General features: G+C 66.5%; 14 protein-coding genes and 2 tRNA genes. 10 read left to right on the top strand and 6 right to left on the bottom strand.

From position 1 onward, the window contains the following. The first annotated feature begins 118 nt into the window (after positions 1 to 118). Both serS and ACF8NF_RS21715 read left to right on the top strand, forming a co-directional pair. Entirely contained in the window at positions 119 to 1,435 is a 1,317-nt protein-coding gene (gene serS / locus ACF8NF_RS21720) for a serine--tRNA ligase (protein WP_034367782.1), read from the top strand. Positions 1,436 to 1,468: 33 nt separating this feature from the next. Then, positions 1,469 to 1,558: transfer RNA gene (locus ACF8NF_RS21715), tRNA-Ser, on the top strand. 118 nt (positions 1,559 to 1,676) lie between these two features. Here the strand turns inward: ACF8NF_RS21715 and ACF8NF_RS21710 are convergent. From ACF8NF_RS21710 to ACF8NF_RS21695, 4 genes are all read right to left on the bottom strand, one after another. Further along, positions 1,677 to 1,958, bottom strand: coding sequence for an H-NS family nucleoid-associated regulatory protein (locus ACF8NF_RS21710; protein WP_151019920.1), 282 nt, complete (start codon positions 1,956 to 1,958; stop codon positions 1,677 to 1,679). A 140-nt stretch (positions 1,959 to 2,098) separates the two neighbouring features. Further along, positions 2,099 to 2,614 (bottom strand): hypothetical protein, encoded by a 516-nt coding sequence (locus ACF8NF_RS21705; protein WP_392451262.1) that lies wholly within the window; start codon positions 2,612 to 2,614, stop codon positions 2,099 to 2,101. Next, positions 2,611 to 2,961, bottom strand: coding sequence for a four-helix bundle copper-binding protein (locus ACF8NF_RS21700; protein WP_392451261.1), 351 nt, complete (start codon positions 2,959 to 2,961; stop codon positions 2,611 to 2,613). The genes ACF8NF_RS21705 and ACF8NF_RS21700 overlap by 4 nt, the downstream gene beginning before the upstream one ends. A 119-nt stretch (positions 2,962 to 3,080) precedes the next feature. Then, on the bottom strand, positions 3,081 to 3,437 hold the full coding sequence (locus ACF8NF_RS21695; RefSeq protein WP_016450092.1) for a PRC-barrel domain-containing protein: 357 nt from the start codon (positions 3,435 to 3,437) through the stop codon (positions 3,081 to 3,083). Between the two features lie 401 nt (positions 3,438 to 3,838). Here ACF8NF_RS21695 and ACF8NF_RS21690 point away from each other — a divergent pair, with 401 nt between their 5' ends. Both ACF8NF_RS21690 and ACF8NF_RS21685 read left to right on the top strand, forming a co-directional pair. Next, positions 3,839 to 4,219 carry a hypothetical protein gene (locus ACF8NF_RS21690; protein WP_016450091.1) on the top strand — a complete coding sequence of 127 codons (381 nt, stop codon included), beginning with the start codon at positions 3,839 to 3,841 and terminating at the stop codon, positions 4,217 to 4,219. A gap of 99 nt (positions 4,220 to 4,318) precedes the next feature. Further along, a complete protein-coding gene (locus ACF8NF_RS21685) occupies positions 4,319 to 4,669 on the top strand; it encodes a DUF1304 domain-containing protein (protein WP_279495500.1) in 351 nt (116 codons plus the stop codon). Between the two features lie 91 nt (positions 4,670 to 4,760). Here the strand turns inward: ACF8NF_RS21685 and pdxA are convergent, their stop codons facing one another. Continuing rightward, positions 4,761 to 6,494: a 4-hydroxythreonine-4-phosphate dehydrogenase PdxA gene (gene pdxA / locus ACF8NF_RS21680; protein ID WP_392451260.1), complete on the bottom strand. Its 1,734-nt coding sequence runs from the start codon at positions 6,492 to 6,494 to the stop codon at positions 4,761 to 4,763. A 138-nt stretch (positions 6,495 to 6,632) separates the two neighbouring features. On the opposite strand from pdxA, the gene ACF8NF_RS21675 reads away from it, so the two are divergent. Next, the gene (locus ACF8NF_RS21675) at positions 6,633 to 7,565 is read left to right on the top strand and encodes a LysR family transcriptional regulator (RefSeq protein WP_074923659.1); all 933 of its coding nucleotides are present in this window, start codon (positions 6,633 to 6,635) and stop codon (positions 7,563 to 7,565) included. A gap of 7 nt (positions 7,566 to 7,572) precedes the next feature. On the opposite strand, the gene ACF8NF_RS21670 is transcribed toward ACF8NF_RS21675, so the two are convergent. Then, positions 7,573 to 8,493, bottom strand: a complete 921-nt coding sequence (locus tag ACF8NF_RS21670) for a LysR family transcriptional regulator (protein WP_070080616.1) — start codon at positions 8,491 to 8,493, stop codon at positions 7,573 to 7,575. Positions 8,494 to 8,635: 142 nt separating this feature from the next. Here ACF8NF_RS21670 and ACF8NF_RS21665 point away from each other — a divergent pair, with 142 nt between their 5' ends. The 5 genes from ACF8NF_RS21665 (at position 8,636) to ACF8NF_RS21645 (ending at position 13,048) form a co-directional block, all read left to right on the top strand. Next, the gene (locus ACF8NF_RS21665) at positions 8,636 to 8,842 is read left to right on the top strand and encodes a DUF3311 domain-containing protein (protein ID WP_046240982.1); all 207 of its coding nucleotides are present in this window, start codon (positions 8,636 to 8,638) and stop codon (positions 8,840 to 8,842) included. 13 nt (positions 8,843 to 8,855) lie between these two features. Further along, positions 8,856 to 10,238 (top strand): sodium:solute symporter, encoded by a 1,383-nt coding sequence (locus ACF8NF_RS21660; protein WP_016450085.1) that lies wholly within the window; start codon positions 8,856 to 8,858, stop codon positions 10,236 to 10,238. A gap of 14 nt (positions 10,239 to 10,252) precedes the next feature. Continuing rightward, positions 10,253 to 11,917, top strand: a complete 1,665-nt coding sequence (locus ACF8NF_RS21655) for an amidohydrolase (RefSeq protein WP_392451259.1) — start codon at positions 10,253 to 10,255, stop codon at positions 11,915 to 11,917. Continuing rightward, entirely contained in the window at positions 11,914 to 12,894 is a 981-nt protein-coding gene (locus ACF8NF_RS21650; RefSeq protein ID WP_061289351.1) for a GTP-binding protein, read from the top strand. Before ACF8NF_RS21655 ends, ACF8NF_RS21650 begins: the two co-directional genes overlap by 4 nt. Before the next feature lie 77 nt (positions 12,895 to 12,971). Next, positions 12,972 to 13,048: transfer RNA gene (locus tag ACF8NF_RS21645), tRNA-Gln, on the top strand. Positions 13,049 to 13,074: the final 26 nt, after the last annotated feature.

The following is a 13,074-nucleotide window of genomic DNA, read 5'->3' as shown; positions in this document are numbered from 1 at the left end:
AACCGCTGTGGGCGGCATATTGGAAGTATCGGCGCCGGCGCGGGATTTCTGTAGCGGCAAGACCCCCAACGCCCAGGGGCGGGCGCTGCCATGGCGATACCGCCTAAAATTGCCGGCTATGCTCGATATCCTTCTTCTTCGCAAAGACCTTGACTCGGCCGTCGCACGGCTGGAGACCCGCAAAAAGCCCCAGGCCTTCCTGAACGTGGAGGCCTTCCAGTCCCTGGAAGCAGAGCGCAAGTCCCTGCAGACACGGACCGAGGAGCTGCAGTCCAAGCGCAACCAGCTGTCCAAGCAGATCGGCATGCTGATGGGCAAGGGCGAGAAGGACGCTGCCGAGGCCGCCAAGGCCGAAGTCGGCAGCCTCAAGACCGAGCTGGACCAGTCGGCCACGCGCCTGGAGCAGATCCAGGGCGAGCTGCACGCCATGCTGCTGGCCGTGCCCAACCTTCCGCACGAAAGCGTGCCCGTCGGTGCGGACGAAAGCGGCAATGTGGAGGCGCGCCGCTGGGGCACGCCCAAGACCTTTGATTTCGAGGTCAAGGACCATGTGGACGTGGGCCAGCCGCTGGGCCTGGATTTCGACATGGGCGTCAAGCTGTCGGGCTCGCGCTTCACCGTGATGAAGGGCCCCATCGCCCGCCTGCACCGCGCCCTGGCGCAGTTCATGATCGACCTGCAGACCGACTCGCATGGCTACACCGAGTGCTATGTGCCCTACGCCGTCAATGCCGACTCGCTGCGCGGCACGGGCCAGTTGCCCAAGTTCGAGGGCGACCTGTTCGCCGCCAAGAAGGGCGGCCAGGACGGCGAGCCCGTGCCCGACAACGCGGCGCTCTACCTGATTCCCACGGCCGAGGTGCCGCTGACCAACTTCGTGCGCGACGTGGTCGTGGCCGAGGACCAGCTGCCCATCAAGCTCACGGCCCACAGCCCCTGCTTCCGCTCGGAGGCAGGCAGCTACGGCCGCGACACGCGCGGCATGATCCGCCAGCACCAGTTCGACAAGGTCGAGATGGTGCAGATCGTGCATCCGGAAAAGAGCTACGAGGCGCTGGAAGAGATGACCGGCCACGCCGAGGCCGTGCTGCAGAAGCTGGGCCTGCCCTACCGCGTGATGAGCCTGTGCACGGGCGACATGGGCTTTGGCTCGGCCAAGACCTATGACCTGGAAGTCTGGCTGCCTGCGCAGAACACTTACCGCGAGATCAGCTCGGTCTCCAACTGCGAGGCCTTCCAGGCGCGCCGCCTGCAGGCGCGCTTCAAGAATGCCCAGGGCAAGAACGAGCTGGTGCACACCCTCAACGGTTCCGGCCTGGCCGTGGGCCGCACGCTGGTGGCGGTGCTGGAGAACTACCAGAACGCCGACGGCTCGGTGACCATCCCCGAGGCGCTGCGCCCGTATATGGGTGGACAGACTTTGCTGAAGGCCTGAATTTTTAGGCTATAATTTCAGCTTCGACGCTGCGGAGAGGTGGCAGAGTGGTCGATTGTACCTGACTCGAAATCAGGCGTACGTGCGAACGTACCGAGGGTTCGAATCCCTCCCTCTCCGCCAAAAACATGAAACCCAGTGCTATGTGAATAGCACTGGGTTTTTCTGTTTCCGGCATTGCTTGGCGAGAGTCCGGGCGATTGGGGCCGCCATAAAAAATGCCCGCGTTGGCGGGCCATGCTCAGATCTCGAGGGCCTTGCGGTCCTTGCCTTCGATCCAGCGCGGCGGCTTGCCCCGTCCCGTCCAGGTGGCTCCGGTGGCGGGGTCCCGGTATTTCGGCACGCCAATGTTGGCGGACTTGGATTTGCGGGCGCTGAAGATGTCGTCGTGGGTCAATCCGAACTCATGGACGAGTTCTCGGACCTTGGCGATGACTCCGCCTTTCTCCGCCTTCAGCGTTTCGGCAATCCGTGCCTCAAGCTCGCTCTTTTGCCTGAGCAGGGTTTTGTAATCTGCTGTCATATGTTCCTCATGGATAGTGTGCTACACAATGACGCATTTTATGGAGACAGGGTCGATGTCGCATGTGGGACATCGTCGGTGTTTGCACCTAGGTTTTTCAATATTCCGCCATTGTTCGGGATTGAGCGCGAGGCCTTTGTCTACGCCTCGACAAACTCCCGGTGGCTGCTGAAGTGCAGGATTTCGGAATCCTGCGCTCCGCCCTGTCTTTGAATGACGATGGTGCCATTGGCATGCAGATAGATTCGGATGCCCGGCGTGGTCTCCGAATCCCAGTAGCAGGGGCTTTTGTCGAGGTTTTTCCAGCCGTGCTCTGCGCACAGCGTGCGCTGGCGCATGCTGTTGAGCAATTGCCTGCGCGCGCCTGCGCCTTCGCAGATGCGCATCCACAGCAGCAGGAGCATGTCGTGCGCTTCCTGGCGGGATGAGCAGGGAGGCATGTGCTTCAACTGGCCCAGGAGGGTAAGGAACCGCTGTTCTATGCTGATGTTCAGTGCCATGCCCATCTCCTTTGTGCGTGGATATGCATCAAAGTGTAGGCAGCGTCGAAGGCTGCCGATATAGGGCGGATGACGACAGCGCCGGTGGCTTTTTTTCCTGCCGGTTTGCAGGATGGGCGCCTGGCCGGCTGTCGTGACAAAGGCCAGCGGCGTCAATGCGATTGCATGCCCATGAGATTGCAGGACATGGCGCATTGCTGGCAGGCTGCCGCGCAGGTCTGGCAATGGTCGTGGGAATGCTTGCCGCATTCGTCGGCGCAGGCCTGGCAGATGCGGGCGCACAGGCGGCAGATGTCTGAGACATGCGGACTTTGGCGCGCCATTGAGGCCACGGCCAGTTCGCAGACCTGCGCGCATTCAAGATCCTGGGCAATGCAGGCGGCCATCATCTGGACGTCTGTTTCCTTCAGGCAGGCGGCAGCACAGGTATTGCAGGCAATGATGCAGGCCTGGCAGGCATCCATGCAGGCCTTGTGGTCGATGGCCGGTGGGGTGGTATTCATGGGAGTTCTCCTGGAATGAGGGAGTGAAGTCGCGCAGGGCGTTCTTCCTTGGCCAGCTATCCGCACCAAAGAAAACGCCCCGCGAACGGGGCTGTGTCAAAGACCGCAAGGGTCGGGATTTACAGGTAGGGCACGCCGTAGTAATCGTTCACGCGGCGTCCATATTCATCGGTGTAGGCCGGTGCCGTGTCGCGCTCATAGCGGGGCGCGTTGTCCAGCTGCTCGCGCGTGAGCGACACCACGTAGCCGTTCATGTCGGGCTCGTACTTGAGGGATTCCCAGGGCAGCGGATAGCGGTCCGTGCCGATGCCCAGGAAGCCGCCGAATTCCATCACGGCGTAGCGCACCTTGCCGGACAGCTTGTCGATCATCAGCGTGTCTATGCTGCCCAGCTTGTCGCCTGCGGGGTTGTAGACATTGGTGCCGCTGACGGTTTCGGAAGAAATGACGCTCGATACGGTGTTGGGTGTGACCATGAGGCTCTCCATTGAGTGGGTTGGTGCTGGCACGCCGACGCTGTGCATCTGGCGGCTGGGCGATGCGGCATGGGAAAAGGCGCGGGAGGCGGCCCCTTCAAAGCCCGTGCATCGCCTGGCGAAGTCGAAGCCTGTGTGCTTCTGGGTTCCAGCTTAGGACCGCAATGAAGTGCTCCGGGTAGTCGGTGCGCCGCGACCGGCGTAGGAGGGTCCTTGGGCGCCGGAGGCCAGGTCCTACGAGCCCTTGTAGTCATGGTCTGCGCAGCTGCGGCCCTTTGCTGACGCGGCAGTGAAGCCTGGGCCGGCGTCGGCCTGGCGGGCACAGGCGTACAACGAAAACTGCAAGAGGGATGCTGCGGATGCAGTCCCGCGTCCACGGTCCATCCCCGAAGGAGATTCCCATGAATGCAAGCAACAAGCCATCCATCCCGCCGGTGTCTGCAGATGCGGTGGAGGACGAAGACCTGGCCGAACAGGCACGACCGGGCCACGGCGTACCTTCCCAGGACCCCGAGGCAGCTGCCCAGTACCAGCTGTCGCCGCAGGATGCGCAGCGCGAGTCACGCTCGGTGTTCATCGGCGGCGGCGTACTGGCCGGAGCCGCTGCCGGCGCTGCCGCCGGTGCGGTCATTGCAGGCCCGGTGGGTGTGGTGGTGGGCGGCACGGTAGGCAGCGTGGCCGGTGCGCTGGGCGGTGCGGCCGCAGGTGCCGTGGCGCCGGCAGAGAGTGCGCAAAAGCCAGTGGAAAAGCCCGTGCCACCCGGCAGCAAGTCTTCCGGGTGACACGGGCAGGCCGTTGCAGGCCATGTGTGGCGCGGCGGGCATGGACGGCGGCGGATGCATCCCGTATACAGGGGCCTGTCCACTTTCCTATCCACCCAGATGGCCAACGTTCTCATAGGCATCGTCGCCGCAATCCATGTCTACATCCTCGTGCTGGAGATGTTTCTCTGGGACCGGCCGGCTGGCAGGAAGGCCTTTGGGCTGACGCAGGAATTTGCGCAGCAGACCAGGACGCTGGCCGCCAACCAGGGGCTTTACAACGGCTTTCTCGCCGCAGGGCTGATCTGGGGGCTGGCGCAGGGCGCCGACGGCCTGGCGTTCAAGTACTTTTTTCTCCTGTGCGTGCTGGTGGCAGGCCTGTATGGCGCCGCCACGGCCAGCCGCAAGATCCTCTGGGTGCAGGCCGTGCCGGCCGCCGTTTCGCTGCTGGCCCTGTACCTGGGGCTGTGAGAACGCCCGGGCACCGGTGGGCGAAACCGCTGCAGCTGCTGCTGGACCGTGGCCCCGGCGTGCGAGGCGCGGGCCGGCATAGCCGACATGGTCAGTCCACCAGCGCCTGTATGGCCTGCAATTGCGCCGCCAGCCCGGGCCGCGCGGCCGGAAAAGTCTCCTCGAAGGCGGCAGTGCCTATCGTGAAGCCCGCTGCGCCGCCGGCCAGCACGGCCGCGATGCGTTCACTGCGATCAATGGAGCCGGCTACGACCACGGGTTTGTCCACCGCATCGCAGACGGCCTTGATCAGGGCCGGCACATCGCCGTGGAAGCGGTAGGCCAGCAGATCCAGGCCATGCACGCCGTCCAGCCCCGCCATGCGGCGGGCGCTGGCCACGATGTCCTGTACCGGGCCTGAAAGCACGCTCGGATGCCCGCTCACCTTGCCGGGAAACGGGTAGTACGCAATGCCGCTGCCGCGCAGCACGGGCAGCACCGCCTCGGGCCGTGTGCCACCCATGAGCACGTCCACCCCGATGTCGACCGCCGCGCGGGCCGAGGCCACTTCGCTGGCCTCGTCCAGGCTGACAACCTCCAGATAGACCCTGGCGCCGCCCGCCCGGATGTCCCGGGCCAGGGCATGCAGCTCGGGCAGGGGCAGGCCGATGTCCTTGAAGCCCACATGGCGAACGCCCTGGGCCAGCACCTCGCGCAGCCGCTCGCGCGCATCGGCAATGGTCCTGTCCTGCTGTGTGAGCATGAAGATGAAGTCCGGGCGCTGCGTTCGTGCGCTGGCACCGGTACGGGTGGCCTGCACCATGGCTGCCGCCTGGCGCAGCGCGCAGGCCAGGCTGGCGTGGTCGGCGCGGCCCGTGCCCGCGATGTCGAAGGCCGTGCCATGGTCCACCGAGGTGCGCACAAAGGGCAGGCCCACGGTGATGTTCACGCCTTGCTCCACACCCAGGTATTTCACGGGAATCAGCCCCTGGTCATGGAACTGGGCGACCACCACGTCGAACTCGCCCCGGCGCGCCCGCATGAAGACCGTGTCGCCGGGCCAGGGGCCGCTGGCGTCGATGCCTTCGGCGCGCGCGGCGGCAATGGCGGGGATGATCACCGAGCGGTCCTCGTCCCCGAACAGACCGTTTTCACCGGCATGCGGATTGAGCCCTGCCACGGCCACCCGGGGCCGGGTGATGCCGAACGCGCGGCAGGCCTGGTGCGCGAGGCGAATGGCGCGCAGCTCGTTGTCCATGGTCACGGAGGCGATGGCCTGCTGCAGCGGCACATGGATGGAGACCAGCAGCACCCGCAGCTCATCATTGGCGAGCATCATGGCGAAGTCGCGTGTGCCGGAACGCTCGGCCAGCATCTCGGTATGGCCCGGATGCGGGCAGCCTGCCGCGCGCAGCGCTTCCTTGTGGATGGGGGCGGTCACCAGGCCCGAGACGTCGCCAGCCAGGGCCAGGTCGATGCCGCGCTGGATATAGGCATGGCAGGCCGCGCCGGCGCGTGCATCGACGCAGCCCCAGGGCAGGTCCGGCGGCAGGTCCTCGCCGGCCTGCAGCACGAAGAGCGTGGCGGGCGGCACCAGGGCAGGGACCTGGGCCGGTGTCTCGATGGCCCGGATCTGCGGATGGACGCCCAGCCCATCGGCCGCCCGCTGCAGCCGGGCGATGTCGCCGATGACGAGAAACGGCGTGCAGGGCCGCGCAGGATCCATTGCCAGCTTGACGATGATCTCGGGCCCGATGCCCAATGGATCGCCCATGGTGATGGCCAGGGGCGCGCTGGCCGGGGTGCTGGCCGAGGGGTTGGCGGAGTTGAGGCTGGAGTGCTTCATGGTTCTTGCTGAAACCTCAATCGATGGGCTTACTTTGCATGAAGATGCTCCAGTAATAAATCGATATAGACTCATCATTCAATTGAGCAATGTTCAACTGAAAGTCCGCTGTTCCACCTGTCTAGAGCCGCCATTGCCATGCCCGCACCCGTCCACATGCCGCCGCTGTCTGCCTTGCGCGCCTTCGAGGCCACGGTGCGCCATGGCAGTGTCTCCAAGGCCGCGCGCGAGCTGCACCTGACCGATGGCGCCGTGAGCCGTGCCGTGCGCGACATGGAGGAGGCGCTGGGCTTTGCGCTGTTCCAGCGCAGCAACCGCAGCATCATTGCCACGCCCACGGCCCGCGTGCTGGCCGAGGAGGTGGCCCTGGCGCTGGAGCGCCTGCGCGGCGCGCTGGGCCGCGCGCGGCAGGCGGCAGGGCCGGACCGGCCGCTGGTGCTGTCGTGCGAGCCCACGTTTTTGATGCGCTGGCTGATTCCGCGTCTGGGTGGTTTGCAGGAAGCGATCGGCACGCAGCGCGAGCTGCGCCTGGTATCGGCCGGCGGCTCCGTGCCCTTTGCGCGCGAGGGCATTGATCTGGCCATACGCCGCGCGGATTTCGACATGGGCGCCGATGTGGTGGCCGAGCCCTTTGTGCAAGAGCGCGTGGGGCCCGTCTGCAAGCCCGCGCTTGCCAAGGCGCTGGCACGCTCAGGGCCGCTGGGCGGGGTGCTGCTGCATACGCAGTCGCGGCCGGACGCATGGCGGCATTGGAGCGAACTGACCGGCGTGCCGCTGCGGGCCGGTCGCGAGGTGCGCTTCGAGCATTTCTACCTGAGCCTGCAGGCCGCCGTGGCCGGGGCCGGCGTCGCCATCGGCCCGCTGGCACTGGTGGCCGATGACCTGGCCAGCGGCACGCTGTGCGCGCCGCGCGGCTTCGTGGCCGATGGCTCGCACTACGTGCTCATGTCGCCCCGGCCGGTGCAGGACGAGGCCAGCTTCGCCCTGGTGCTGGACTGGCTGCGCGCGCAGACCTTGCCGCTGGGCCTGGCGCATGCACAGGCACATGCACAGGCCCCGGCGGCCGGCTGAGCGTCGATCAACCGGGCTCCTGATCGTGCTCCGACAGCTCGCGCCAGTGCGTGCGCGTGAAGGCGTAGGCCGTGTCCAGCGCCGGTGACAGGGTGCGCGCGGCCATGCGCGCCATGCCGTAGCGGCCGCATCGGCGGGGATCGGCGGGCAGGGGCACTTCGGCCATGGCGCCGCTGGCGCGCTCCTTGCGGGTGATGGACAGCACGCCGAACAGCAAGGTGTCCGTGGCCAGGGTCACGCCGCGCAGCAGGTCCAGGTCGTTGCAGTGCAGGGTGAACAGCTTGTCGGGCTCGATGCCCTGGCCCCACAGCTCGGCCATTTGCCGTGTCATGGCCGTGCTCAACGTGGTGGTGGCCAGCGGGTAGCGGCGGATCTCGTCCATGCCGGGGTTTTGCAGCACGGGGTGGCCCGCGCGGCAGACCAGGCCGGCCGGCAGCTCGCCCAGCAGTTCCATCTCCACGTCATCGGCGGCGCGCAGCACGTAGGCGTCGCCGACGATGGCATCGATGGATTCGTTGCGCAGCAGCTGCAGCAATGCGCTGGTGGCACCCATTTCGGCGCGCACCTTCACGCGCGGATGCGCCTGCGCCATGTGGATCAGAAAGGGCTTGAGCAGCAGCGCCGCGGGCGCGGGCGCCACGCCAATGGCGAGCGCGCCTTCCTGGCCGCCGCGCAGCAGCTCCAGGTCACGCCGCAACTGGGTTTCCTCCAGCCGCATGCGGCGTGCGCGCTCGGCCACGAGCTCGCCAAACACCGTCAGCCGGGCGCGCCGCGCGCCCCGGTCGAACAGCTGCGCCCTGAGTTCATCTTCCAGCGCGCGGATGCTGCGGCTCAGCGCCGGCTGGGTCAGGTGCACGGCGCGCGCCGCGTCGGAAAAGGTGCCGTGCTCGACGATGGCCAGCAGGTGCCGCAGCTTCTGTGTATCCATGCGGAGTCCTCATGGTTTGTTGGCAAATTTTTCATTTGAATTATAGGTAGGCGCTTCCTAAGATCGCATCCAGGGACATTGAAATGTTCTATAGAGCGGCCACAACCGCCAACTCTTTCATCGGAGCAAAAGGAGACAAACCATGCTCAAGCTGTTCATCGGCATAGGCATCCCGTACATCGCGGTGATCGGCCTGCTTCCCTGGGTCGCGTCCGTCGATCGCTTCGTGTTGGGCGTGCCCTTCATCTACCTGTGGATCTTCATGTGGTTCGTGCTGACGTCGCTGTGCATGCTCGTGTGCTGGCTGATGTTCGACCGCCACGAAGCCGACGACGCGCAGTCCGCCTGAAGGGAGCACCGCCATGACCACCGCAGTCTTTCTGGGCTTCATCGCGCTGTCCCTGTACCTGGCCATCCGCTCGCGCACGGGCAAGGGTGCGCAGAGCGTGCATGACTTCTTCGTCGCCTCCCGCCAGTTCGGCGCCTACCTGGTGTTCTTCCTGGCCGCCGGCGAGATCTACAGCATCGGCACCATGGTCGGCTTTCCGGGCGGCATCTACGCCAAGGGGCCGACCTATGGCGTCTGGTTCCTGGGCTACATCCTGCTGGCCTATCCGCTGGGCTACTTCCTCGGCCCCATGATCTGGAAGGCGGGGCTGCGGCACAACGCCATCACGCTGCCGGACCTGTTCAAGGGCCACTTCGGCAGCCGTGCGCTGGAGCTGATCGTGGCCGGCTCGGCCATCCTGTTCCTGCTGCCCTGGGGCCAGCTGCAGTTCACGGGGCTGGTGGCCGCGCTCAAGGGCCTGGGATGGAATTTCCAGCCGCTGCACCTGCTGCTGATCTCGGCGGGCCTGGCCTTCACCTACATCGCCATCTCGGGGGTGCGCGCCTCGGCCTATATCGCCATCCTCAAGGACATCCTGATGGTGGTGGCCATCATCGCCACGGGCGTGGCCGTGGGCTGGCATGCGGGCGTGGGCGATGTGTTCACCGCCGCCAGCGCCAAGGTCAGCAACCACATGACCGATACGCAGCTGCGCTTTTCCATGAGCACCATGCTGTTCCAGGCGCTGGGCTTCTACATGATGCCGTTCGCCGTGCAGAACTTCTTCACGGCCAAGAGTTCGCACACCATTCGCCGCACCCAGATCGCCATGCCGCTGTACATGCTGATGTACCCCTTCCTGGTGCTGGCCTCGTACTACGCCATCAGCCAGAACCTGCAGCTGGCATCGCCCAACGAGGCCTTCTTCGCGGCTGCCGTGCGACTGCTGCCCGACTGGCTGCTGGGCCTGGTGGCCGCAGGCGCCGCGCTGTCGGGCCTGCTGGTGCTGGCGGGCATCTGCCTGGCCATCGGCCCCATCGTGGCCCGCAACCTGCTGCCCGGCCTGCCCGAGGCCAAGCAAAAGCAGGGCGCCAAGGTGGTGATCGTCATCTACCTGGTGCTGTCCATCGTGATGACGCTGCTCACGCCCAACCTGATGCTGACGCTGATCAACACCACCTACTACGGCGTGACGCAGTTCTTCCCCGGAATGATGGCCATCCTCTTCGGCTGGCGCATCCGGCCCATGGCCGTTGCCCTGGGCATTGCCTGCGGCCAGGCGCTGGCCATTGCGCTGTACATCCAGCAGCCGGATTTCGGCGGCATCAACCTGGGCTTCATCAGCCTGGCGCTGAACCTGCTGGTCACGGCCATCGTCCACTATCTGCCGGGTGCCGCGCGCGTCAAGGCCGCCTGAAAAAGACCACCACCATGAACCACGACGAGAACGCGCGCACGCAGGTCTTTGTGGCGCGCACCATCCTCACCATGAACCCGGCCCAGCCGCAGGCCACCCATGTGGCCGTGCAGGGCGGCCGCATCTTGGCCGTTGGCCAGGAGGCCGACATGGCTGCCTGGCCCGAGGCCGAGCGCATCGACCGCCTGTGCGACAAGGTCCTCATGCCCGGCCTGATCGAGGCGCACAGCCACCTGATGGAAGGCGCCATGTGGGAGGCCGTGTACCTGGGCTACTTCGATCGACGCGATCCCGAGGGCCGCCTGTGGCCCGGCCTGCGCACGCTGGACGCCGTGCTGGCGCGCCTGGCCGAGGCCGAGCGTGCCCTGCCCGATGCGCAGGCCACGCTGCTGGCCTGGGGCTTCGATCCCATCCTCTTCGGCAGCAGCCGGCTGTCGGTGCGCGAGCTGGACCGTGTCTCCGCCACACGGCCCATCGTCATCCTGCATGCCAGCGTGCACCTGATGAACGTGAACTCGGCCATGCTGGCGCTGGCCAGCATTGACGAGGACACCGACATCGACGGCATCCACAAGGACGCCGAGGGCCAGCCCACGGGCGAGCTGCAGGAATTCGCCGCCATGTACCCCGTGCAGAAGGTGATCGGCAGCGCGCTGTCGCTGGCCGCCGCCGAGCAGCGCGAGGCGATCTGGAAGTTCGGCCGCGTGGCCCAGCTCGCGGGCGTGACCACGGCCACCGACCTGGTCAGCGATCTCTCGCCCCAGGGCCTGGCCGCGCTGCGCGAAGTCACGGGCGACGCGGCCTATCCGCTGCGCATCGTCCCGGCCTTCGCGCCGCAGCGCAACCCGGAAGGCGGTGCCGCGCGCGTGCATGCTGCAGCGGCGTCCTCGGCCAGCGACAAGCTGCAGTTCGGCCCCGTCAAGTTCATCGTGGACGGCTCCATCCAGGGCTTCACCGCGCGCCTGCGCGCTCCCGGCTATGCGGGCGGGCAGCCCAACGGCCTGTGGCTGATTCCTCCGTCGCAGCTGCCCGCGCTGTTCGAGCCCTTCCACCTGGCCGGTCTGCAACTGCACATCCACACCAACGGAGACGAGGCCACCGAGGTGGTGCTGGATGTGATCGAGGACCTGCTGGCCAGGCACCCGCGCGCCGACCATCGCCACACCCTGCAGCACTGCCAGCTGGCCAGCAGCGCCCAGCTGCAGCGCGCCGCGCGCCTGGGAATGTGTGTCAACTTCTTCTCCAACCATCTCTATTACTGGGGCGATGCCCACGCCGAGCAGACCGTGGGCATGCAGTGGGCCTCGCGCATGAATGCAGCGGGCACGGCGCGGCGCCTGGGCATGGATTTCGCCATGCATTCCGATGCGCCCATCACCCCTATCCACCCCCTGTTCACCGCCTGGTGCGCGGTGCAGCGCGAAACCGCTTCAGGCCGCGTGCTGGGCGAGGCCGAGCGCCTGTCGGTGGACGACGCCCTGCATGCCATCACCATGGGCGCGGCCCGCACCCTGAAACTGGAGCAGCGCGTGGGCAGCATCGAGCCCGGCAAGCTGGCGGACTTCGCCGTGCTGGAGGACGATCCCCGCGCGGTGGCGCCAGCGGCCCTCAAGGACGTGAAGGTCTGGGGCACCGTGCTGGGCGGCCGCATCTTCCCCGCGCCCGGGTCAGCGCCATGAGCACGCCGGCCGCCGCGGCGCAGCGGGCGCCCGTTCCCATGGTCGTCGTGGGCGGCTACCTGGGCGCGGGCAAGACCACCTTGCTCAACCGGCTGCTGGAGCGCGCCGATGGCCTGCGCGTGGCCGTGCTGGTCAACGACTTCGGCGAGATCAACATCGACGCCGCCCTGATCCGCACGCGCAGCAGCGACGTGCTGCAGCTGGAAAACGGCTGCATCTGCTGCTCCATCGGCGGCCGGCTGGCCGAAGCCCTGGCCGCCGTGGGCGCGCGGCCTGACCGACCGGACCTGCTGGTCATCGAGGCCAGCGGCGTCTCCGACCCCGTGCGCATCGCCCAGGTCGGCATGCTCGACCCCGCACTGCAGCTCAACGCCATCCTGGTGGCGGTGGATGTCCAGGACGTCGATGAGCAACTTTGCGACCCGCTGGTCGGCGACATGGTCCGCCGCCAGATCTCGGGCGCGACGGCGCTGGTGCTGACCAAGGCCGATCTGGCCGGCGCATGTGCCACCGAAAAGGTGGCCGCGCGCGTGGCCGGCATGGCGCCCGGTGCCGTGGTGCTGGCTGCCCGACATGGCGAGATACCGCTGGCCGTGTTCATTGATGCGGCTGCCTCGCCACGCCGCCCGCAAGGCCTGCTGCAAGCGGGCGGCTCCTGGAAAAGCCAGGCCGGGAACATGGCCGGCATGGCCGAAGTGGGCAGCTTTTCCTACGCAACGCGCCGCTGCTTTGACCGGCAGCGGTTGCGGCAGGCGCTGCGTACGCTGCCTGTCCCCCTGTTGCGGGCCAAGGGCATCGTGCGGTTGGGCGGGCAGGACAGCGTCCAGGAAGTCCACGTGGTGGGTGGGCGCTTGCGCATTGCCAGCCTGCATGGGGCCAGGGTCTCGGAGTCCGTGTTTGTCTTCATTGGCTGTTTCACGGCGATGGGGCGGGAGGCGATACTCCGCTGTCTTGAGGGAGCCCTGGCCGCGCCATGAAGACAACTTTGGCGGTGTCGAAATTTTTGGAATTTTGGATTTCGGGCCAAAAAAACGTATTAGAATTTAGGTCTTCTAGGGGAGTCGCCAAGTTGGTAAAGGCACCGGATTTTGATTCCGGCATGCGAGGGTTCGAGTCCTTCCTCCCCTGCCAGATAGACAAAGGCCCTGACAGTTTTG

This window comes from Delftia sp. WSY_22, from assembly GCF_043104185.1.
Lineage (GTDB): Bacteria > Pseudomonadota > Gammaproteobacteria > Burkholderiales > Burkholderiaceae_C > Comamonas > Comamonas tsuruhatensis.
The sequence above is the reverse complement of the archived record's forward strand: the minus strand, read 5'-3'. Positions and strand labels throughout refer to the sequence as shown.